This window comes from Brevundimonas vesicularis, from assembly GCF_044807075.1.
GTDB classification, from domain to species: Bacteria; Pseudomonadota; Alphaproteobacteria; order Caulobacterales; family Caulobacteraceae; genus Brevundimonas; species Brevundimonas vesicularis_G.
On record NZ_CP085234.1, the window covers coordinates 1,814,740 to 1,836,410 of the forward strand.

The window sequence follows — 21,671 nt, forward strand, 5'->3', positions numbered from 1 at the left end:
GTGCAAGGATCGGAATCGTTCTTCAGTTCGAGGTCGCCCGGACCCATGCCTTACGAAGTCTCGCCATCGCCTGTCGCGCCGGTCTCCACCTCGCGGCTGTGGACGGTCGGCGCCAGCATCGGCATCGCCATCGTGACCCTGCTGGTGCTGGCGATTCTGCATCCCGAACTTGCGAACTGGCTGGTCGGCGGGGCGGTGATCGTGGCGGCCTCGGCCTGGCTGTTGAACATGAACGAGGCGGCCAGGGCTGAGCCGGCGGCCAGTCAGGGCGCTGCGACCGAGCCCGTCATCGACATGGTGACAGGCGATCTTCTCGACGGGGTGTTCGAGGCGCTGGATGATCCGGTGTTGGTGGTCAGCGGCGGCGAGCCGGACGACATCGCCGGGCGACGCATTGTCATGGCGAATGCGGCAGCGCGGGAGCTGTTGCGCATCCAGCGTCAGGGCGCCTTGCTGGTTCAGGTGATCCGCGAACCGGGCGTGCTGGAGGCGGTGGACGAGGCCCTGTTCGGCGGGACGGCGCGCACCACGGATTATGCGACGGGCGGTCAGCGCGACCGACGATGGCGCGCCTGGACCCGGCCGCTCTCACTCGAAGCGTCAGGGAAGGCCGGGTCGGAACTGGCCCTGCTGATCCTACGCGACGAAACGGACTCGCGCCGCATCGAGATGATGCGCGTGGACTTCCTGGCCAACGCCAGCCACGAACTGCGCACGCCCTTGGCCTCGCTCAGCGGCTTCATCGAGACCCTGAAAGGTCATGCGCGTGAGGACGTTGTCGCGCGCGACCGCTTCCTGGACATCATGTCGGCCCAGGCGGATCGGATGGGGCGGTTGGTCGCGGATCTGCTGTCGCTGAGCCGGATCGAATTGAACGAGCATATTCCGCCGTCCGGTCGCGTCGATCTGGACCGCGCCGCCTCTGACGTGGTCGACGCTATCAGCGTTCTGACGCGCGAAAAGGAGATCGCAGTCGCCCTTGATCAGGGCGAGGCGAGGGCGTCGATCAGCGGCGATCGCGATGAGATATTGCAGGTGGTGCAGAACCTGCTCGACAACGCCGTCAAATATTCGTCACGCAACGGCACGGTCGAAATCTCCGTCCGTTCGGACTTGTCGTTCGATGAGGCCTGGGCGTCGCGCATGCCCGGCGCCACACGACTGCCGCTGGTCACGCCGGACCGGACGGCCGGCATCTCCTATGCCGCCGTGACGGTGCGCGACCATGGGCCCGGCATGGCGCGCGAACATCTGCCCCGCCTGACCGAGCGCTTCTATCGGGTCGAGGGTCAAAAAAGCGGCGAGCGGCAGGGGACAGGGCTGGGTCTGGCCATCGTCAAACACATCATCAACCGTCACCAGGGCGGTCTGGTGGTCGAAAGCGCGCCGGGCATGGGGGCGGCCTTCACCGCATGGTTCCCTCAGCCGGTCGAGCGACGCTGAGGGCGCGACGGACGGTCGCTGTCACCCAACTGTCATCGACCCGTCGTAATCCGCTGACCATTCGCAGGCAGTAGTCGCGCCGCGTTGGTCCCGATGTTCAGGACCTTCGTCGATTCGCGCACGGCGCTTCGGACTTCTGAATGATCTGGATTTATCTGCTGATCCTCGTCGCCTTGAGTGCGGCCGCCTTCTTGGGCGGGCGTGCGTTGGCGCGTCGTCGTGCGATCGGCGCAAAACCCCATTCCCGCCCCGGCCAGCACGGCGCCTATGCGCTGATCTGGGTCGCCGCGCCGGCTCTGCTGGTCTTGATCCTGGCCGCGGTCTTTGCCGCCCCGCTTCAGCGTCAGTTGACCGCCGTCGGCACGCCTGATGCCGTCGCGGCGCTGGAGCCGTTCCGTCGCGACGCCTTCTTCGCCGACGCCCACCGCGTGGGTCGCGGAGAGGCAGCGCTCCAGATCTGGGAACGTCCGCTGGCCGAAGAACTGCCCGTCGAGGCGCGCCGCATGGTTCGCATTGAACGCACCCTGTCGTGGGGCGGCGGCGTCGCCGCCATTCTGGCCGCCATCCTGGGCGGCCTGTTCGCCCTGACGCAGATCAAGCCTGCGACGCGCGCCCGCAACCGGGTCGAGGGCTGGATCTACGGCGCCCTGTTCGTCTGCTCGGCCATCGCCGTCCTGACGACCCTGGGCATCATCGCCTCCCTGGCCTTCGACAGCTTCCGCTTCTTCCAGAAGGTGCCGGTTCTCGACTTCCTGTTTGGCACCCAATGGAGCCCGCAGATCGCTATCCGCGCCGATCAGGTCGGGTCCTCGGGCGCCTTTGGGGCTGTGCCGCTGTTCGCCGGCACCCTGCTGATCATGGTCATCGCCATGTGCGTCGCTGCGCCCATCGGCCTGCTGTCGGCTATCTATCTGTCGGAATACGCCGGCCGCACGACCCGCGCGGTGATCAAGCCGCTCCTGGAGATTCTCGCCGGCGTGCCGACCGTCGTTTACGGCTTCTTCGCCGCCCTGACCGTCGGGCCGTTGCTGAGGGTCTTCTTCAACGAGATCGGCCTCTTCCTGATCGGCGGACCGCTGGACGGGCTCGGCCAATACCTGGCTCTGGTTCAGAACCAGATGGCCCTGACGGCGGGCGCGGTGATGGGCATCATGCTGATCCCGTTCGTGTCGTCCCTGTCCGACGACATTCTGAACGCCGTGCCTCAGTCGCTGCGTGACGGCTCGTTCGCCATGGGCGCGACCAAGTCCGAGACGGTGAAGCGGGTTCTTCTGCCCGCCGCGCTGCCGGGCATCGCCGGCGCCCTGCTGCTGGCGGTGTCGCGCGCCATTGGCGAGACCATGATCGTGACCATGGCCGCGGGCTTGGCCGCCAACCTGACCTTCAACCCGCTGGACACCGTCACCACCGTCACCGTTCAGATCGTGACCCTGTTGACCGGCGACCAGGAGTTCAACAGCGCAAAGACCCTGTCCGCCTTCGGCCTGGGCCTGACCCTGTTCCTTGTGACCCTGATGCTGAACATCATCGCCCACCGGATCGTGCAGACCTATCGGGAACAATATGACTGACGCGACCCCCGATCAGATCGACGGCGCGGCCGCCAAGGGACGTCTCGACCGCCTGCGTGCAGGTCTGAAGCGTCGTCACGCCAAGGAAACGCGCTTCAAATGGTATGGCCGGCTGGCCATCGCCGCCGCCGTGCTGTTCCTGGCCGTGCTGCTGGTCCGCATCGTCGAGCAGGGCCACACCGCCTTCTACACCCACACCGTCACCGTGCCGGTCTTCATGGACCCGGCGCGTGTGGACCGCGCCTACCCGCAGGGCTCCAATTTCGAGCAACTGGCCGCCGAGCAGCAGCTGGCCCGCATGGGTATTCAGGACGACGCGGCCGGGACGAAGGCCGCGCTGATGAAGCGGCTGTTCTCGTCGGAGCTGAAGTTTGTCGCCGCTGATCTGGTCGCCAAGCGAAGCGAGCTCATCGGCGAGACCGTGCCACTGGCCGTGCCGCTGTCCGACGACGCCGATCTGTATCTGAAGGACGAAATCTCCAGGGAGACGCCTGAGGATCAACGCCGCCTGACCGATCAGCAGATCGCCTGGTTGGACCGGATGCAGACCGAGGGCGTGATCGGCTCGCACTTCAACACCGCGCTGTTCACCAACGGCGATTCGACCCAGCCCGAGCTTGCCGGCGTCCTGGGCGCCGTGGTCGGTTCGGCCCTGATGCTGATGGTCACGGCCCTGATCGCCATTCCGCTGGGCGTCGGCGCGGCCATCTGGCTGGAAGAGTTCGCGCCCAAGAACAAGCTGACCGACATCATCGAGGTCAACATCAATAACCTCGCGGCCGTGCCGTCGATCGTCTACGGCCTCTTGGGTCTGGCCCTGTTCATCAACTGGATGCATCTGCCGCGCGCCAGTCCGATCGTCGGCGGTCTGGTCCTGGCGCTTATGGCCCTGCCGACCCTGGTCATCGCCACCCGTTCGGCGCTGAAAGCCGTGCCCCCGTCGATCCGCGAGGCCGCCCTGGCCATGGGCGCATCCAAGACCCAAACGGTGTTCAGCCACGTCCTGCCGCTGGCCATGCCTGGCGTCATGACCGGCGCCATCATCTCTATGGCTCACGCCTTGGGCGAGACCGCGCCGCTGCTGCTGATCGGCATGGTCAGCTTCGTGCCGGGCGTGCCGCACGCCATCGACCAGCCGGTCGGGGCGCTGCCCTCGCTGATCTACATCTGGGAGAACGCCTCGGAGCGGGCCTTCCACGAACGCACCGCTGCGGCGATCATCGTCCTGCTGGTCTTCATGATCATCATGAACGCGGCGGCCATCATCCTGAGGCGGCGCTTCGAGCGTCGGTGGTAAGAGAATGAAATTCCGTATTTTCCGCTCCGCCGAGGACCAGACCGGCGCCGGCTCGGTCGATCCGACCGAAGCGCCGCGCATGGGCGGTCAGGTCCTGCCCGAGATCGCCCCGTCCAAGGGCGCAGCCGCCGAACCGCGTGTCGAGGACGCCACGCCACGGTCGGGCCCCGCCGTGGTGGACAGCCCGCCCGTCGGTCCGATCAAGATCGCCGCGCGCGACGTCTCGGTCTTCTATGAGGGCAAACAGGCGCTCTACGACGTTTCGCTGGACATCCCGGACAAGACCGTCACGGCCCTGATCGGTCCGTCGGGCTGCGGCAAGTCCACCTTCCTGCGGACCATGAACCGCATGAACGACACCATCGCCGGGGCCAAGGTCACGGGCCGCATCGCCATGGACGGCGAGGACATCAACGACCGCTCCATCGACCCGGTGCTGCTGCGCGCTCGCGTCGGCATGGTGTTCCAGCGTCCGAACCCCTTCCCGAAATCGATCTACGAAAACGTCGCCTACGGGCCCAAGATCCACGGCCTGGTGTCGTCCAAGGCCGAGATGGACGAGGTCGTGGAAAAGGCGCTGAAGCGCGCGGGCCTGTGGGACGAGGTCGCCGACCGCCTGCAATCGTCGGCCATGGGTCTGTCGGGCGGTCAGCAGCAGCGTCTGGTCATCGCCCGCGCCATCGCCGTGAACCCCGAAGTCATCCTGATGGACGAGCCCTGTTCGGCGCTGGATCCCATCGCCACGGCGCGGATCGAGGAGCTGATCGACGAACTGCGCGAGCGGTTCTGCATCGTCATCGTCACCCACTCGATGGCCCAGGCCGCGCGCGTGTCGCAACGCACCGCCTTCTTCCACATGGGCCGTCTGGTCGAGACCGGGGACACGGAAGACATCTTCCAGAATCCGCGCGAACGGCGCACGCTCGACTACATCACGGGACGCTTCGGCTAATCCGATGAACCAGCACACCGTCAAAGCCTATGGCGACGAACTGAACCAGATCACGGCCGAGATCGCCCGCATGGGCGGTCTCGCCGAGGCCCAGGTTGCGGACGCCATCGACTCCGTCGCCCGGCGCGACATCGCCCTGGCCCGCGCCGTGGTGGAACGCGATCTGAAACTGGACGCCCTTCACCGGGATATCGAGAAGAAGGCGATCCGTCTGATCGCCCTGCGCCAGCCGGTCGCCAGCGACCTGCGCCGCACCCTGGGCGCCATGAAGATCGCCACCGATCTGGAGCGCACCGGCGACCTGGCCAAAAACATCGCCAAGCGCGCGCTGATCCTGGCCGAAGCCCAGCCGATGCAGCCCCTGACCCGTTCGATCGAGCGGATGGGTCGGCTGGTCTCGACCCGCCTGCGTGATGTGCTGGACGCCTATACGGCCTCGGAACTCGATCGCGCCGTCGCCGTCTGGCAGACCGACGACGAGGTCGATGAGCACTACAACGCCCTGTTCCGCGAACTGCTGACCTACATGATGGGCGATCCGCGCACGATCGGCGCCTGCACCCATCTGCTGTTCATGGCCAAGAACCTGGAGCGGATCGGCGATCACGCGACCAACATCGCCGAAACCGTCCACTACGAGATCACGGGCGAGGACATCGTGGGCGAACGCCCGCGCGCGCAGCCTACGGCTGAGGATTCCGATCCGACGCCGAACCTTTCGACGCACTGACCCGAAACCGGAGACCCGACGTGCAGCCCTATATCCTTGTGATGGAAGACGAGGACGCGCTGGCGACCCTTCTTCAGTACAATCTCGAAAAGGAAGGCTACGACGTCGCCGTCGCCGCCGACGGCGAGGAGGGCATGCTCCAGATCGACGAGCGTCTGCCCGATCTGGTGCTGCTTGACTGGATGCTGCCCAAGCTGTCGGGCATCGAGGTCTGCCGTCGGATTCGCGGCAAGGCCGAGACCCGCAACCTGCCGATCATCATGCTGACGGCGCGCGGCGAGGAGAGTGACCGGGTCCGCGGTCTGGACACCGGCGCCGACGACTATCTGACCAAGCCCTTTTCGATGGTAGAGCTGATCGCGCGCATCCGCGCCGTCCTGCGCCGCATCCGTCCGGGTCTGGCCGACGACCGTTTGAACCACGGCGACATCGTCGTGGATCGCGTCTCGCACCGGGTGAAGCGCAACGGCAAGGAGGTCCATTTGGGCCCCACCGAGTTCCGCCTGCTGGACCACTTCATGCAGCACCCGGGCCGGGTGTTCAGCCGCGAGCAGCTGCTGGACGCGGTCTGGGGCTCGGACGTCTATGTCGAGGCCCGCACGGTGGACGTCCACGTCGGGCGCCTGCGCAAGGCCCTGGCCATCGCCGACGAAAGCGCCAACCCCATCCGCACAGTCCGTTCGGCGGGCTATTCGCTGGATTTGGAAGGCTGAAATCAAAAAAAGGGCGGCTCTCGGAGCCGCCCTTTCTCGTTCAGATTTGCTCTGCGACCACTTCGTCGGGGTCTAGTGCATAGACCGTGGCGCAGTATTCGCAGGTGACGCGGATCTTGCCGTCGTCCTCCAGCATCTCGGCGCGCTCGGCGGGATCGAATGAGGCCAGGACCGAGGTGATCCGTTCGCGTGAGCAACGGCAGACGGCCGTCAGTTCTCGCGCGCCCTCCAGCCGCACGCCGTCCTCGTGGAACAGGCGGAACAGCAGCGTCTCGGGCGAGATCGTCGGATCGACCAGTTCGTCATCGCCCAGCGTGCCGAACAGGGCTCGCGTGCGGTCCCAAACCTCTTCGGTCGAGCCGCGCGCCTCGTCTCCGGCGATGATCTGGATCATCGCGCCGCCGGCGCGCCATTGCGATCCGGCCTCGGTCTGAACTTGGCCGACGGCCAGACGCACCTTGGTCGGCACCTGTTCTGACTGCTGGAAATAGTGTTCGGCCGCCAGCGACAGGCTTTCGCCCTCGATCGGCGTGATGCCTTGAGTGCGCTCGAAGTCCGGGCCGCGATCCAGCGTCATGATGAAGACGCCCTGGCCCAGCAGCGAGCGGGCGCCGGGACGGGCGAAGCCCTGCGACGCCTCGGCGACCTCAGCCTCGTCATAGCGGCAATAGCCGCGCAGCGATCCGTCGGTGCCGTAATCGGCGACGACGTAGCGCACGGGGCCGTCGCCCTGGGCCTGGACCAGCAGGCGACCCTCGAACTTCAGGCTGGAGCCGATCAGGGCGGCCAAAGCGCAGGCCTCGCCCAACAGGGCGGCGACCGGCTCGGGATAGGCGTGGGCGGCCAGGATCTTGTCGATGGTCGCGCCCAGGCGAACCAGGCGACCGCGCACGGGCCAGCCTTCGATCTGGAAGGCGGCGGCCAGATCGTCGGAAACGGGAATGTTGGACGCGTGATCGGTCACGGCGAGGTCCTTTGGGGCGTCATTTCGGGATCGCGGCTATGTAGGCGCCCGCGGGCGGCTTGATAAGGGGGCTAATCCGCCCGGTCTGGGGGAGGGCGACGGAACCGATTTCGGCGCGGATCGCTCTTTTGGCTCAAGCGGAGCCGTCGCTCCGTTCATGACGCCAATAACTGAAGAGGTTCCGCCGATGATCCGCGACATCGATCCGATCGAAGAGATTCGCAAACACCCCGGCATCACCGCCGGCAGCCTCCTCGCGGTCGCGCTCGGCGCTGTCGCCGTCGTCTATCTGACGCAACGCAGCGGCCCCACCCGTTACCAGCGCATCAAGTCGCGCATCGACCCGCGCGGCTGGGTCGATACGTCCGAACTGCGCGACCGTTTCCACGACGCCGTCGACGCCTTCCGCCACCGGGCCGAGGATGTCGGCGAACGCGCTGGCGCGCTTTCGCGCGACGCCCGCCACCGCGCCGCAGACAGCGCCTACGATTTCCGCGACCGTGCCGACGACTGGTTTCGTTCGGCCCGCAAGGACGGCAAGAAGGCGTTGAAGAAGCATGGCAAGACGGCGCGCCGCTATGCTGACGACGCCGGTCAGTATGCGCGCGACCACGCCCGCGAAGGCGGCGCGCTGCTGGCGGTGGCGACCATCGCGGCGGCCGTCGGCGCAGCGGTTCTCGAAAGCCGACGTCCCGACAGCCACGTGCGTCGCATCGCGCGCTTCTGACATTTTCGTGCCGCCCGCCCGGTGAAAATCGTGGCGGGCGGCAAACTTTTAGCGCATCTGCCCACAGTGAGCAGCACCGCTCGGCTTTGCCGCAGGCGCGAAGGCCGCTAAGACGCCGCCCATGAGCGCGCGCCCCACACTGATTTTCGACTTCGATTCGACCCTGGTTGATTTCGAGACCCTTGAGGCCTTGGCCGACATCGCCTTGGCGGATGCGCCCGGCGCAGCCGATACGCGCGCCCAGATCGCCGCCCTGACGGATCAGGCCATGGCCGGAGAGGTCGAGTTCGGCGAGGCTCTACGCCGTCGTGTGGCGCTGCTACCGCTGACCCGCGCCCATGTCGCCGCACTGGCCCAGAGCGCGCCGGACCATCTGACGGCGTCGGTGAGGCGCAACCTGAATTTCTTCCAGCAGAATAAGGGCAAGGTCGTTATCCTCTCCGGCGGCTTCCGAGAGGTGATCGCGCCCGTCGCCGAAGAGCTGGGCGTCTCTCCCGATCGCGTGCTGTGCAACGACCTGATCTATGACGCGGACGACCGCGTGGTCGGCGTGGACGACGCCAACCCGCTGTCGCACGCCAACGGCAAGCCGACCGCCATTCACGGCCTGAACCTGTCGGGCCGCGTCGTCATGGTGGGCGACGGCTGGAACGACGCCGAGGTCAAGATCGCGGGCGCCGCCGACGCCTTCTACGCCTTCACCGAGGTCGTGCGCCGCGCGCCTGTGCTCCAGGTCGCCGACGCCGAGGCCGCGTCTCTCGACGAGGTGCTCCATGCCGAAGGCTTGGTCGGCCGCTGGTCCTTCCCGCGCAGCCGCATGAAGATGCTGCTCCTGGAAAACATCCACCCCGCCGCCGTCGAGAGATTGGAGGAGGCGGGCTATTCGGTCGAGACCCAGAAGGGCGCGCTGGACGAGGACGATCTGATCGCGGCCATCAAGGGCGTCCATGTCCTGGGCATCCGCTCCAAGACCACGGTCAGCCGCCGCGTTCTGGAACAGGCTGATCGGCTGATGGCCGTCGCGGCCTTCTGCATCGGCACCAACCAGATCGATCTGGACGCGGCCTCGGATCACGGCGTGGCGGTGTTCAACGCCCCCTATTCGAACACCCGCTCGGTGGTCGAGCTGGCCATCGGCCTGATGATCGTCCTGATGCGCGACGTGGCGGACAAGTCGGCGGCCATGCACGTCGGCAAGTGGAACAAGTCCGCCACCGGCTCCAAGGAGCTGCGTGGCAAGACCTTGGGCATTGTCGGCTACGGCGCGATCGGCAGCCAGTTGTCGGTATTGGCTGAAAACCTGGGCATGCGGGTCCTGTTCTACGACCTGTCCGAGCGCCTGGCCCTGGGCAATGCGCGCCGCATGCGCTCGCTGGACGCGCTTCTCGCCGAAAGCGACGTGGTCACCCTGCATGTCGATGGCCGCAAGGAGAACGCTGACATCTTCGGTGCGGCCCAGTTCGGCCGGATGAAGGAAGGCGCGCTGTTTCTAAACCTGGCGCGCGGCCATGTGGTCGATGTCGGCGCCCTGTCCCAGGCGATCGGCTCGGGGCGGGTCGCCGGCGCCGCCGTCGATGTCTTTCCCGAAGAACCGCGCACCAACGCCGACCCCTTCGAGAGCCCGCTTCAGGGCCTGCCCAACATGATCCTGACGCCGCACATCGGCGGCTCGACCGAAGAGGCGCAGGAGGCCATCGCCGAGTTCGCGGCCGAACGTCTGCTGGGCTATCTGAACCGGGGCGACACGACCTTCAGCGTCAACCTGCCCAACGTCCAACTCTCAGAGGTTTCGGGCGCGCACCGCATCCTGCACATCCACCGGAACCAGCCGGGCGTGCTGGCCGAACTGAACCGCGCCCTGGCGTCGGCGGGCCTGAACATCCTGGGCCAGCATCTGAAAACGAACGAGCGCACGGGCTATGTCATCACCGATGTGGATCGGGACTACGATCCGGAGGCGCTGCGTGAACTCAAGACGGTGCCGGGCACGCTGAAGTTCCGCACGTTGCAGTGATACGTCGCTCGCAAATATCTTCTCAAAGCTGACCTCGCGGCATCTTGCGCTCTGCGCGAACTGGCGCATCCTCACGTCGAACGGCCGCGCAACGACGGCTGCGGGAGGATTTTCATGTCACGCTTCATCACCGGCGGCGCCGTCGCTGCCTTGGCGCTCGCCGCCTGCGCCTTTGCCGGCTCGGCCTCGGCCCAGACCTACAACCGTCTTGTCGTCTTCGGCGACAGCCTCAGCGACAACGGCAACCTCTATCTGATCTCGGGCGGGACCCAGCCGCCGTCGCCGCCCTATGCGCGCCGCTTCTCGAACGGTCCGACCTTCGTTGAACTGCTCGGCTTCAACGCCGCCAACTTCAACGGCTCGGTCACGGGCAGCATCAACTACGCCTTTGGCGGTTCGCGCACCGACGCTTCGGCCGGCGTGCCGTTCGGCATGCTGAACCAGCTGTCGCGCTACACCGCCGCGGGCGGCCGCTTCAGCTCAACCGATTTGGTCAGCGTCTTGGGCGGCGCCAACGACATCTTCCAAGGCCTGCCCGCCGCCGGCCTCACCACCAATCCCGTCGCCGCCATTACCCCAGTCGCCACTACAGCTGCCACTAATGTCAACACGCTGGTCAGCAACGTGGCGGGCGCCGGCGCCGGGACCATCCTGGTCACCAACCTGCCCAAGCTCAGCCTGACGCCTCTCTTCCGCGGCCAGATGGCGGCGCCGCTGGCCGACTATGCGGTGACCACCTTCAACACGGCGCTACAGGCCAATCTGACCGCCACCGCCGCCGCCCGCCCAGGCAGCAACATCATCATGATGGATTTGTTCAAAGTCAGCGACACGCTGGCCGCCAATCCAGGGCTGTTCGGCATCACCAATATCACTGACAAGTGCTTCAACGGGGTTACGGTTTGCGCGAACCCAGACAGCTATTTCTACTTTGACGATGTCCACCCGACCGCAGCGGGCCACCGGATCATCGCCCAGCTGGCGACCGACTACCTCTACTACGGCGACATCGGCGCCCAATCGACCCTGCAGGGGGAGACGGCCTATCGTCACCGCGAGGACGCCCTGGACGCCGCCGGCGAGGCCCTGTCGGGTCGCCAGCCGTGGGAGGCCGGCGTGTCCGTCACCACCTCGGCCCTGATCGACAGCGTCGACACCGACGCGCGCGGCTCGGTCACCAGCTCGTCCAGCGACGGCTGGGGCGCCCGTATCGCGCTTGAGGCCGGTCCCTCGGCCAACTGGCGCTTCGGTCTGGCCGGCACGGCGCGCAACACCGACGTCGAAAGCCAGGCGCTGCAGTTCAACGTCGAAAGCTTCGGCCTGGACGTCTATGGCGGCTGGCGCTCGGGCGATGTCTTCGTCAACGCCGCCGTCGGCGTGGCGCGCGACAACATCGACGACATCGAACGCACCACCAGCCTGGCGCCGATCGTCCACACCGCCGAAACCCGCGCGCTCAGCAGCGGCGCCCATCTGCAGGGCGGCATGTGGTTCGACATGGGCGGCGTCGCCCTGTCGCCCCGCGCGGCCCTCTCCTACGTGTCCAGCGATGTGGACGGCTATTACGAACAGGGCGTCGGCGCCCAGTATCAGTACGGTGATCGCACCGTGAAGGCCCTGACCGGAGAGGTCGCCCTGCGCGCCGAGGCGGAAATGGGCGGGTTCGGCCTGTTCGCCGAAGGCGGCTACCGCGACGCTCTGGACGACAGCTCCGATCCGGTGCGCGTCGGTCTCTACAACAACCCGGCCCAGGTGCTGTCGCGCGAGATCGACGATCCGTTCGGCGGCCAGTTGCTGGCATCGGCCGGCGTCGAGGGGTCGCTTGGCCCGGTCAAGGTGACGGTCGGCTATCGCGGCCGCTTCGGCGACCACGCCGACAGCCACATGGGCGGCATTCAGCTGAAACTGCCTCTTTAAGCGGCAGGGGCGGGAAGGGGCCTCAGCGCCCCTTCTTCCTCACCCACATGGCGGCGTCGGCCTCGGTCAGCCAGATCTCGGCGTCGGTATGGCCGTCCCAGGCGCGCACCCCGAACGAGCCGCCCAGTTCGGTCTTCTGGCCGTCCCAGACGAAGCCTTCGGTCTTCAGCGCCTCGGCCAGCTGACGCGCCTTGGCCCGGCCTTCTTCATAGCCTGCGTGCAACATCAGCAGGGCGAACTCGTCTCCGCCCAGTCGGCCGACTGCGTCCGACTCGCGCAGATTGGCCAGGAACAGCTCGGCCACCGCGACCAGGGCCGCATCACCGGCCGCATGGCCCAGGCTGTCGTTGACGCTCTTGAAGCCGTCCATGTCCAGATACAGCAGCACCGCCGGCACGCCGTGCCGCTGGCAGTAGGCCATCGTCCGCTGCATGGCCGTGATGAAGCCGCGCCGGTTCAGGGCGGGCGTCAGCACATCGTGGTCGGCGGCGGCCTCGGCGGCCGCGGCGCGCGTCTTCCACGCTTCCAGCTCGACGCGCAGGCGCTCGATCTCGGCGGTCAGGTCGTGTTCGGCCACGTCGGTCACGGCGCAGGGATGGCTCCGAAGGCGCGACTCAGTCTGCGTCGCGCGGTCGAACGATGGTAGAGCGTGATCCGCCGACATTGAAGGCCGACATTACGGGCCGGCGCGGCTGAAATCACGGTGTTGCGGTTGCGGGCGTCACCCGCGTGCTGTAACCGGCGCCTTTCCGCAAGGGGCCTTGCAGACATGGCGACTTCCGAAACCCCGGTGGCGATCATCATGGGCAGCCGGTCCGACTGGCCCACCATGAAGCTGGCCGCCGATCGCCTGGATCAACTGGGCGTCGCCTGGGACGCCAAGGTCGTCAGCGCCCACCGCACGCCCCAACGCCTGGTCGAGTTCGCCACGGGCGCCAAGGCCGCCGGATACAAGGTCATCATCGCCGGGGCAGGGGGCGCCGCCCACTTACCGGGCATGGCCGCTTCCATGACCGAACTGCCGGTGCTGGGCGTGCCGGTCCAGTCCAAGGCGCTGAAGGGCATGGATAGCCTGCTGTCGATCGTGCAGATGCCGGCCGGCGTTCCGGTCGCCACCCTGGCCATCGGCGAGGCAGGCGCCGCCAACGCCGGCATCCTGGCCGCCCAGATCCTGGCCCTGTCGGACGAAGAGTTGGCCGGACGCCTGGCCGCCTTCCGCGCTGCCCAGACCGAATCCGTCGCAGAAACCGTCGAGGACTGAGTGCCTGATCTTCCGCTTCCCCCCGGTTCGACCCTCGGCATCATCGGCGGAGGCCAACTGGGCCGGATGCTGAGCCAGGCCGCCTCGCGCCTGGGCTTCGACGTCGTGATCCTGGACCCCGAGGCTGACAGCCCGGCCGGACGCGTTTCGGCGCGCCAGATCGTCGCCGCCTATGACGACCCCAAGGCGTTGTCGGCGCTGGGCCGCGCCGCCGATGTCGTCACCTTCGAGTTCGAGAATGTGCCGGCCGAATCCATCGAGCGTCTGGCCGAAGCCGGCGCCCTCGTCGCGCCGGGACCGACCGCGCTTCGCGTGTCGCAGGACCGGGTGGACGAAAAGACCTTCCTGAATGCCGTCGGCGCCCCGACGGTCGCCTTCGCCGTCATCGACACACTGGACGATCTGGTCGTCGGCCTGACCGAACTGGGCCTGCCCGCCCTCCTGAAGACCCGTCGCGAAGGCTATGACGGCAAGGGCCAGGTCTGGATCCACGCCATCGAGGACGCGCCCGCCGCCCTGGAAAGCCTGGGCGGTCGTCCGGCCATCCTGGAGGCCAAGGCGACCTTCGTGCGCGAACTGTCGGTCATCGCCGCCCGCGACTGGGACGGCCATATGGCGGTCTATCCGCTGGGCGAGAACCGGCACGAAGGCGGCGTCCTGCGCACCTCCCTGGCCCCCGCCGCCGTGGACGAGAAAACCCAAGTTCGCGCCCGCGCCATCGCCGAGGCGATCCTGGACGGGCTGGACTACGTCGGCGTTCTGGGCGTCGAACTGTTCGACCTCAACGACGACGTGCTTCTGGTCAACGAGATCGCCCCGCGCGTTCACAACACCGGCCACTGGACCCAGGACGGCTGTGTCTGCGACCAGTTCGAACAGCATATCCGCGCCGTCGCCGGCTGGCCGCTCGGCCCCACGACGGCCCACGCCCGCATCGAAATGACCAACTTGCTGGGCGACGAAGTCGAGGAGTGGTGCAAGCTCTCGGCCAAGTCCGACGAACGCCTTCACCTCTACGGCAAGGCCGAGGCCCGCCCCGGCCGCAAGATGGCCCATGTGAACCGGGTTTTGGGGGCGGTCTAGCGCACTCACTTTCGTCATCCTCCGACGAGCGGAGCGAGATCGGGGGACCCAGCGGCGCGCGCGAGCGCGAACCTGTCGCGGCGTTCCGGCCTAAACACCTGGGCGGCGGACGCATCGCCTTCGGCGCCGCTGGGTCCCCCGGTCTGCGCCGAAGGCGGCTTGCCGGAGGATGACGAAAGAAGAGAACTAAGCCCTCGCCCCATACCGCATGCGGCTCAGCGCATCGCTAACCTTTCGGAACGGCGCGTCGAAGTCCTTGCCCGCCTTCCACTTCTCGAAGGCCATGACGTTTTCGATCCTGCGGGCGACGAAAGCCTCGGCCGCTTCGCGGCCGTCGAACCAGCGCATGGTCAGGGCGGGAATCAGGATGCCCGACAAGATCGTCCGCTTCGAATAGTGATTCCAGTCGGTCGCCTCGTCCCCGGCCCAGCGCCACAAATGATCGGCGCTCTCCCAGGCCAGTTTCAGCCCCAGGTCGGCGTTGACGGGCAGGGCCAGGAAGGCGGCGCAGCGACGTGTGGCCTCCAGATCGACGGCGCCGGCCTCCATCCGCTCGGACACGGCGCGGGCGATTCGCTCGCGAATCTTCAGCGACTTGGCGTCGATCTCACCCAGAGCCGCCAACGCTCGCGCATCATGGCGGCGCGACAGCAGGGCCGCCAGATCGCGCGCGCCGTTGGGCAGCAGCAGTTCCTCGTCGCCCTGTGACAGGCCGCACGCCTCGCAGGCTTCGCGCACCAGACGCGCGTTCCAACCCAGGGCGGGCGCGCGGGCGATGGCGGCGCCCAGCACGGTCTGTTCGGTCCGGTCGGCCCAGTCTGTCGTCTCGGTCATGAGGGCGATCATACGCCGGTCGTCATGGCGTTTCGAGCCTTGAAGAATGGTCGCGACGATCTGGACAGAAGGGGGCGGCTCGTGTATCAGCGCGCCTTCATCCGAGAGCCCGGCTGTCGGAAGACGATTTTATTTTGTTCGCCCGTCTCCCTCACAGGACGCGGCGGGCGGCCAAAGGAGAGTTTAACCTGGTTCAGATTTTCGTTCGCGACAACAACGTCGACCAAGCGCTGAAAGCCCTGAAGAAGAAGATGCAGCGCGAGGGCAGCTTCCGTGAAATGAAGCGCCACGTGCACTTCGAGAAGCCCTCGGAAAAGCGCGCCCGTCAAAAGGCCGAAGCCATCCGTCGCGCCCGCAAGCTGGCGCGCAAGCGCATGCAGCGCGAGGGCCTGCTGCCCGCGCCGAAGCCGCGCGTTCCCGGCGGTCGTTAAGACCCCGGCGAAAGCCGAAAGATTTAAGGCCGCTTCCTTCGGGAAGCGGCCTTTTTCTTTGCGTTTCGTTTCGGCGGAGTGTTGTGGAGCACTCTTGAAGTCCCACAGAAGAAGCGCCGCGCCACCTCCCCATCGCGACGCGACAGGGAGGAGACAATCGTGTCGCCTACGCCCGTCCGGTAATCGCCCGGCCGAAGCTCTTCCAGCTGAGCTTTACGTCCGACAGCGCGCCAGCGCGGAAGGCCCGCCCGGCGATCCACACCATGAAGGCGGCGGTTGCGAACATGCCGATCAGCGTCAGAATCACCTCCACCAGCGGCGGATCGCTGGGCGCGCGGGCGCTCATCAGGAAGGGGGTGAAGAAGGGGATCCAGGACAGAACCTTCACCACCGGCGCATCCGGGCTGGTCAAAGCCATCTGCATCACCAGGATCGGCACGACCAGGATCATCATGATCGGCCCCATCAGGGTCTGGGCGTCGCGCGGCGTCTCGCAGAAGGCGCCGATGGCTGCGAACAGCACCGCATACATCAGGTAGCCGCCGACCATATAGGCGATGAAATAGAAGATCAGGCCGCCGTGCAGCAGCACCTGTCCGACCGTCGCCGCCGTCTCGGGCGAGGCCGAAATCAGAGTAAAGGCCCCGATCCCGCCCCAGACCCCCATGACCGTCAGGGTCAGCAGCGCCACGCCCAGCACCTTGCCCGTTAGGATTTCGGTCGCCGAGGCTGAGGACAGCAGCACCTCCAGGATCTTGTTCGACTTCTCCTCCATCACGCTGTTCAGCAGGATGGAGGCCCCTGTGATGACCAGCGACCACAGGAGGAAGCCGACGCCCAGGCCGATGAAGGACGGGATTCGGTCACGCATCGACACCTCGCCACCGCTGGCCGCGCTGGGCGAGAAGGACTTCACCTCGGGCCGGAAGGTCTGAACCTCCTGCGCCACGGCCGGGGCGACCCCGGCGGCGGTCAAAAGCTCCGTGCGTCGCGCATCGCGCAGGGCGTTGCGGACGAAGCCTGAGACGTCGTTGTCGGTGGCGCGCGCGGTCCAGACCTGGGCGGCGGGCTTTCCATCCATGCGGCTGAGGAAGACCACGGCGTCGAGGCGCTTGGCCTTTGGGGTCTGCTTGTCCAGCGCCTTGCGGATCGCCTCGTCACGGGCCGGTCCGACGGCTTCGGCGATGGCGGGCGGCGCGTCGACCAGACGGATCTTGGGGCCGGTGATGGAGGCGACGGCGCGCCCGGCGCCCGCCTGTCCCTTTTCGGCGGCTTCGCGCAGGCGCTCGTTCTGACGATCCACATCCGCTTGCAGAGAGGCGCGAACGGCGGCGGCCAGACCCGTCGCATTGGGGCCTTCCTCGATCACCGCCACCGACTTGATCGGCTCGGAGGCCTTGATCAGCGCCGGAATGCCGCCGCCCAGCACGGCGAATAGCGGAAAAGCCAACAGCGACAGCCAGAAGCCGACGGTCTTGGCGTAGGCGACATATTCGCGTCGCGCGATCAGCAGGGTGCGGTTCATCGGACGGCCTCCACGGATGCGACGGGTTGGTCGGGATGGTCCCCGGTCAGGCCGATGAACGCGTCGTGCAGCGTCGGCTCCTTCAGCGCGAAGCCGCGCACGTCCAGGCCGTTCAGGAAGGCCGTCTTCAAGGTGTCCTGGCCCCCAGCGCCGGGCGTCAGGGCGATCTTCAGGCGACGCACGCCATCCACGTCGGACAGGGTCTCGACGCCCGCGACGCCGGGCAGGGCGGCGGCGGCGTCCGCGCTGATCGCGCCGTCCAGATCCAGGAAGCGTGGCGAAGTGGCCTTGGCCTGATCCACCGTCCCCTCGAACGCCTTCTTGCCGCGCGCCAGCAGCACCACCTTGTCGCACAGCCGCTCGGCATGCTGCATCACGTGGGTAGAGAACAGCACCGTGGCGCCGTTCGCGGCCAGCCCGCGAATCATCGCCTCCAGACCCTGCTGGTTCATCGGGTCCAGACCGGAGAAGGGCTCGTCCAGGATGACGAACTCAGGCTGGTGCACGACCGAGGCGATCAACTGCACCTTCTGCGCCATCCCCTTGGACAGCTCCTTCATCTTCTTTTTCTGCGCCTCGCCCAGCCCCTGCTGCTCCAGCAGGGTCTTGGCGCGCTTGCGGCCCTCGGCGACCGGCAGGCCTTTCAGCGCGCCGAAGAAGGCGATGGCCTCAACCGGCGTCATCTTCTTATAGAGACCGCGTTCCTCGGGCAGGAAACCGATCCGGTCGCGCACCTTGCGCCCGTCGTCGGCGCCCAGGATCTCGATCCGCCCCGACGTCGCCGGTTGCAACCCCAGGATCATCCGCAGGGTCGAGGTCTTGCCCGCCCCGTTCGGTCCCAGAAAGCCGCAGATCGACCCCTTCTCGACCTGAAAACTCAGATCGCGCACGGCGTGAAAATCGCCGTATCGCTTGTTCACCCCATCCAGCGTCAACGCCGCCATCTAGCACCCCCGTACTCAGACGATCAGCCTAGCAAGGGAAGCGAGCCGGAAGCCAGCAACAATCGGACGCGTCCAAGCCGTCAGACCTTGGCCTTCACCGTCACTTGGAAATGGCGATCGACCACCCTGGTCGGATTGACCTGCGCGCCGCCGCGACGGACCTCGAAATGCAGGTGCGGGCCGGTGGAATAGCCGGTGGAGCCGACCAGACCGATGCGCTGACCGGGCGCGACCGCATCGCCGTTCGCCACATCGATCCGGCTGAGGTGGCCGTACAGCGTGCTCATGCCGTTGGGGTGGCGCACCTCGATGAAGTTGCCATAGCCCTCGGGGTCGTACCCCGTGCGGACGACTTCGCCCTCGGCGGCGGTGAAGACGGTCGTGCCTTTCGGCGCGGCGATGTCGACGCCCTTGTGCGCGCGCGCCTTGGCTTCAATGGCCAGTTTGCGCAGGCCGAACGGCGAGTTGATCGCATAGCCGCGCACCGGGGCGGTGAAGGCGATCTGGCGCGTGATCGGCCCCGCCTTCTCGACCTCGGCCTTCAGGGGCGGCGAGACCGGCGCGGCGATCTGTGTCGGCGGCGGCAAGGTGGCTTCGCGCGCAGCATTTGGCGCGGCGGCGGCGGCGAAAACGGCCACGGCGGCGAAGGCGGCCGTCTGGCCGGAGTGGATCAACAGGGTCTTGCACCGCGCCATCGGCGCGTTGGACAGCAGGCGTCGCATTCGGCGGCCTCTCCAGCGTCTCTACGCTCTGGAATGAAGGAAGCGGCGCCAGACAGCGCACGGCGTTCCGTGGGAGGGCCGCCTTATGCGTGATGGCCTAGGCGAGTTTGGGGCCATGCGATGCGGCAGATTGTCGCAATCTGGAACCAAGCCCCAAGACTGCGATCAGGCGATGATGTCCGGCAGGATGCGGTCTTCCAGCTTCACGATCTCGTCCTTGAGCGCCAGCTTCTTGCGCTTCAGCCGGGCGATCATCAGCTGGTCGGGAATGGCGGCCTGACCCAGGGCCTCGATCGAGGCGTCCAGGTCGGCGTGCTCCTGGCGCAGATGGTTCACCCGCGCCTGAAGCTCGGCCATTTCCTCGGTGATCGCAGGCGTGTCGTCGTTCATCGTGTCACTCTCAAGCCGCTTATAGCCAAGCCGGCTTCAGCTCGGAAGTGCGTCTGCGAGCCGGATCAGGGCCGGGCGCGGCGTGACGTCCGCCCACATCCGGGCGGTGGCTGCCAGGCCGTCGATGATCGGGCGGGCCGGCCCGCTTGGTTCAGGCGCCAGCGCCTCCAGCGCGTCCAGCAAATGCCGCTCCGCCTCCAGCTCCAACGCCTTGATGCGCTTGCGCACGCTTTCGCGCGGGCCGTCGTCGATATCGGGCACCGGTGCCTTCAGGATCCGCCGCACCGATCGCAGAGGGGCGACCACGACGCTGTCCCAGGCCCTGGCGGTGTCGCAGGCCGCCTCGATCGTCTCTTCGTCGGGTTTTCGGCCCGTCGCCGCGATCCAGGCGGACCACAGCAGCAAGGGCACGTTCTGGTCGTGGCTGTCCTGCAGCGCCAGACATGCTTCGCCGACCCCCGGCGCGCCGTAGGCGGCGACCGCCCAGTCCCAAAGCCTCATGACTTCAGGCCTTCCCAGCGCCGCACCGCGCCCCAATCCAGGCCGAACAAGTCCAGCGTCCGCCCCACCGACTGATCGACCATCTCCATGATCGTGCTCGGCCGGGCGTAAAGCGCCGGCAGGGGCGGGGCGATGATCGCGCCCATTTCGGCCAGGGCGGTCATGGTGCGAAGGTGGCCCAGGTGGAACGGCGTTTCGCGCACCATCAGCACCAGCGGTCTCCGCTCCTTCAGCGTCACGTCCGCCGCCCGCGTCAGCAGGGTCGAGGTTACGCCGGTCGCGATCTCGCTCATCGTCTTGATCGAGCAGGGCGCCACGATCATGCCCAGGGTGCGGAACGAGCCGGAGGCGATCGTCGCCCCCACGTCGCCCAGCTTGTGGACCACCGACGCCTTCGCCGTCAGTTCGTCGGGCGACAGATCGGTCTCCTGCGATAATGTGAGCAGGGCGGCCTTGGTCACGACGAGATGGCTTTCGACGCCCAGATCGTTCAACGCATCCAGCACCCGGGCGCCATAGACGGCGCCGGAAGCCCCTGAAATTCCGACCACCAGTCTGGCGGGCGGGTTCCGTATGGCTCCGTTCACATCATCGTCCATTTTGAGGGTCAGCCTCCTTCGGGTCCGGGGCGACGGGCTGTCACTGGAAAGTGATTACACAGCGCGCCAAACCGGGCGCTCACTCTACTGGTCCCTAACCAAAGGAGGCGCAAGCCATGACCATCGAGGCTCGTATTCGCGAACTGGGTAATCGTCATCGCACCCTGGATGAGACCATCCAGAAGGAGCTTACCCGCCCGTCCACGGATCCGTTGCAGGTCAGGGCGCTGAAGCAGAAGAAGCTTCGGCTGAAGGAAGAAATCACCAGTCTGGAGGCGCGCGCGACCTAGCGTCCGCCTCCCTGAAAACGACGACGGCCCCGGAGATCGCTCTCCGGGGCCGTTTTCGTTACGCGAAGGCGGATCAGTCCTTGGTGCCGAACACCGATTCCGCCGTCGGCTCGGCGCCGGGACGTTGGCGGGCTTCCGGCACGAACTCGGGCTCGGCCTCGACCTGTTCGACGGGCTGGATCGTGCCGCCGCCGTTCTTCAGGTCGTCCTTAGCCTTCTTGTCGGCGGCCTTCTTGACGATTTCATCTAGCGCCAACTGGCCGACCAGGCCAAGGGTCACCGGGTCGACCGGCTTGATGTTGGCGCTGTTCCAGTGGGTGCGGTTGCGCACACTCTCGATGGTGGACTTGGTCGTACCCAGCATCTTGGCGATCTGGGCGTCCGTCACTTCGGGGTGGTTGCGCACGAACCAGGCGATCGCGTCGGGGCGGTCCTGGCGACGCGACACGGGCGTGTATTTCGGCGCCGGCTTAGCCGACTTCAGCAGTTCGGCGTGGCGGCTGACGATCGCCTTCATGCGATAGTTTTCGTCGCCCTGGGCCTTGTCCAGTTCTTCGCGCGTCAGCTGGCCGCCGGTGACGGGATCGACGCCGCGGATGTCGCGCGCCACGTCGCCATCGGCGATGCCGCGAACTTCCAGCGGGTGCAGGCCGCAGAAGTCGGCGATCTGCTCGAAGCTGAGAGAGGTGTTGTCGACCAGCCAGACCGCGGTGGCCTTGGGCATCAGAATGTCGCTCATGGGGCGTTCGTCCCGGTGTTGTTG

The 21,671-nt window shown here is 66.9% G+C and carries 23 protein-coding genes and 1 pseudogene; 14 read left to right on the plus strand and 10 right to left on the minus strand.

Annotated elements, in window-relative coordinates:
* Positions 1-45: 45 nt before the first annotated feature.
* The 6 genes from LG306_RS09040 to phoB all read left to right on the plus strand — a co-directional run bounded on the left by LG306_RS09040 (position 46) and on the right by phoB (position 6,706).
* Positions 46-1,443 (plus strand): ATP-binding protein, encoded by a 1,398-nt coding sequence (locus LG306_RS09040; protein WP_404413824.1) that lies wholly within the window; start codon positions 46-48, stop codon positions 1,441-1,443.
* A gap of 140 nt (positions 1,444-1,583) precedes the next feature.
* On the plus strand, positions 1,584-3,014 hold the full coding sequence (gene pstC / locus LG306_RS09045; protein ID WP_404413826.1) for a phosphate ABC transporter permease subunit PstC: 1,431 nt from the start codon (positions 1,584-1,586) through the stop codon (positions 3,012-3,014).
* Positions 3,007-4,311, plus strand: a complete 1,305-nt coding sequence (gene pstA, locus LG306_RS09050; protein WP_404413827.1) for a phosphate ABC transporter permease PstA — start codon at positions 3,007-3,009, stop codon at positions 4,309-4,311. Before pstC ends, pstA begins: the two co-directional genes overlap by 8 nt.
* 4 nt (positions 4,312-4,315) lie before the next feature.
* The gene (gene pstB, locus LG306_RS09055; protein ID WP_185223868.1) at positions 4,316-5,263 is read left to right on the plus strand and encodes a phosphate ABC transporter ATP-binding protein PstB; all 948 of its coding nucleotides are present in this window, start codon (positions 4,316-4,318) and stop codon (positions 5,261-5,263) included.
* Positions 5,264-5,267: 4 nt separating this feature from the next.
* Positions 5,268-5,993 carry a phosphate signaling complex protein PhoU gene (gene phoU, locus LG306_RS09060; RefSeq protein ID WP_017505976.1) on the plus strand — a complete coding sequence of 242 codons (726 nt, stop codon included), beginning with the start codon at positions 5,268-5,270 and terminating at the stop codon, positions 5,991-5,993.
* A 20-nt stretch (positions 5,994-6,013) separates the two neighbouring features.
* Positions 6,014-6,706, plus strand: coding sequence for a phosphate regulon transcriptional regulator PhoB (phoB, locus tag LG306_RS09065; RefSeq protein ID WP_017505977.1), 693 nt, complete (start codon positions 6,014-6,016; stop codon positions 6,704-6,706).
* Positions 6,707-6,746: 40 nt separating this feature from the next.
* Here phoB and LG306_RS09070 read toward each other — a convergent pair whose 3' ends face one another.
* The gene (locus LG306_RS09070; RefSeq protein ID WP_404413830.1) at positions 6,747-7,670 is read right to left on the minus strand and encodes an Hsp33 family molecular chaperone; all 924 of its coding nucleotides are present in this window, start codon (positions 7,668-7,670) and stop codon (positions 6,747-6,749) included.
* A 187-nt stretch (positions 7,671-7,857) separates the two neighbouring features.
* Between LG306_RS09070 and LG306_RS09075 the strand changes: the two genes are divergently transcribed.
* From LG306_RS09075 to LG306_RS09090, 4 genes and pseudogenes are all read left to right on the plus strand, one after another.
* Positions 7,858-8,397: a hypothetical protein gene (locus LG306_RS09075; RefSeq protein WP_112861608.1), complete on the plus strand. Its 540-nt coding sequence runs from the start codon at positions 7,858-7,860 to the stop codon at positions 8,395-8,397.
* Positions 8,398-8,518: 121 nt separating this feature from the next.
* Positions 8,519-8,998 (plus strand): annotated as a pseudogene (locus LG306_RS09080) (HAD family hydrolase); the annotation flags it as partial.
* Between the two features lie 216 nt (positions 8,999-9,214).
* Entirely contained in the window at positions 9,215-10,411 is a 1,197-nt protein-coding gene (gene serA, locus LG306_RS09085; protein WP_404419684.1) for a phosphoglycerate dehydrogenase, read from the plus strand.
* Positions 10,412-10,525: 114 nt separating this feature from the next.
* Entirely contained in the window at positions 10,526-12,328 is a 1,803-nt protein-coding gene (locus tag LG306_RS09090; protein WP_404413833.1) for an autotransporter domain-containing protein, read from the plus strand.
* A 22-nt stretch (positions 12,329-12,350) separates the two neighbouring features.
* Here the strand turns inward: LG306_RS09090 and LG306_RS09095 are convergent, their stop codons facing one another.
* Positions 12,351-12,914: a GGDEF domain-containing protein gene (locus tag LG306_RS09095; RefSeq protein WP_404413835.1), complete on the minus strand. Its 564-nt coding sequence runs from the start codon at positions 12,912-12,914 to the stop codon at positions 12,351-12,353.
* Between the two features lie 183 nt (positions 12,915-13,097).
* Between LG306_RS09095 and purE the strand changes: the two genes are divergently transcribed.
* Complete coding sequence (gene purE, locus LG306_RS09100; RefSeq protein WP_161638837.1) at positions 13,098-13,589, plus strand: 5-(carboxyamino)imidazole ribonucleotide mutase; 492 nt, start codon at positions 13,098-13,100, stop codon at positions 13,587-13,589.
* The gene (locus LG306_RS09105) at positions 13,590-14,672 is read left to right on the plus strand and encodes a 5-(carboxyamino)imidazole ribonucleotide synthase (RefSeq protein ID WP_404413838.1); all 1,083 of its coding nucleotides are present in this window, start codon (positions 13,590-13,592) and stop codon (positions 14,670-14,672) included.
* A 186-nt stretch (positions 14,673-14,858) separates the two neighbouring features.
* On the opposite strand, the gene LG306_RS09110 is transcribed toward LG306_RS09105, so the two are convergent.
* Positions 14,859-15,506, minus strand: a complete 648-nt coding sequence (locus LG306_RS09110) for a COQ9 family protein (protein ID WP_404413840.1) — start codon at positions 15,504-15,506, stop codon at positions 14,859-14,861.
* 188 nt (positions 15,507-15,694) lie between these two features.
* Here LG306_RS09110 and rpsU point away from each other — a divergent pair, with 188 nt between their 5' ends.
* Positions 15,695-15,937, plus strand: a complete 243-nt coding sequence (gene rpsU, locus LG306_RS09115; RefSeq protein WP_026108547.1) for a 30S ribosomal protein S21 — start codon at positions 15,695-15,697, stop codon at positions 15,935-15,937.
* 166 nt (positions 15,938-16,103) lie between these two features.
* Here rpsU and LG306_RS09120 read toward each other — a convergent pair whose 3' ends face one another.
* From LG306_RS09120 to LG306_RS09145, 6 genes are all read right to left on the minus strand, one after another.
* Positions 16,104-17,462 (minus strand): ABC transporter permease, encoded by a 1,359-nt coding sequence (locus LG306_RS09120; RefSeq protein ID WP_404413842.1) that lies wholly within the window; start codon positions 17,460-17,462, stop codon positions 16,104-16,106.
* Positions 17,459-18,406, minus strand: coding sequence for an ABC transporter ATP-binding protein (locus LG306_RS09125; RefSeq protein ID WP_404413844.1), 948 nt, complete (start codon positions 18,404-18,406; stop codon positions 17,459-17,461). The genes LG306_RS09120 and LG306_RS09125 overlap by 4 nt, the downstream gene beginning before the upstream one ends.
* A gap of 80 nt (positions 18,407-18,486) precedes the next feature.
* Positions 18,487-19,128 carry a M23 family metallopeptidase gene (locus LG306_RS09130; protein WP_404413846.1) on the minus strand — a complete coding sequence of 214 codons (642 nt, stop codon included), beginning with the start codon at positions 19,126-19,128 and terminating at the stop codon, positions 18,487-18,489.
* A 165-nt stretch (positions 19,129-19,293) separates the two neighbouring features.
* The gene (locus tag LG306_RS09135; protein WP_017505991.1) at positions 19,294-19,518 is read right to left on the minus strand and encodes a YdcH family protein; all 225 of its coding nucleotides are present in this window, start codon (positions 19,516-19,518) and stop codon (positions 19,294-19,296) included.
* 36 nt (positions 19,519-19,554) lie between these two features.
* A complete protein-coding gene (locus LG306_RS09140; protein ID WP_404413848.1) occupies positions 19,555-20,019 on the minus strand; it encodes a TIGR02444 family protein in 465 nt (154 codons plus the stop codon).
* The gene (locus tag LG306_RS09145) at positions 20,016-20,618 is read right to left on the minus strand and encodes a UbiX family flavin prenyltransferase (protein ID WP_404413850.1); all 603 of its coding nucleotides are present in this window, start codon (positions 20,616-20,618) and stop codon (positions 20,016-20,018) included. The genes LG306_RS09140 and LG306_RS09145 overlap by 4 nt, the downstream gene beginning before the upstream one ends.
* Before the next feature lie 116 nt (positions 20,619-20,734).
* Here LG306_RS09145 and LG306_RS09150 point away from each other — a divergent pair, with 116 nt between their 5' ends.
* Positions 20,735-20,908, plus strand: a complete 174-nt coding sequence (locus tag LG306_RS09150; protein ID WP_017505994.1) for a YdcH family protein — start codon at positions 20,735-20,737, stop codon at positions 20,906-20,908.
* 73 nt (positions 20,909-20,981) lie between these two features.
* Here LG306_RS09150 and LG306_RS09155 read toward each other — a convergent pair whose 3' ends face one another.
* Entirely contained in the window at positions 20,982-21,647 is a 666-nt protein-coding gene (locus LG306_RS09155; RefSeq protein ID WP_039245300.1) for a DUF1013 domain-containing protein, read from the minus strand.
* Positions 21,648-21,671: the final 24 nt, after the last annotated feature.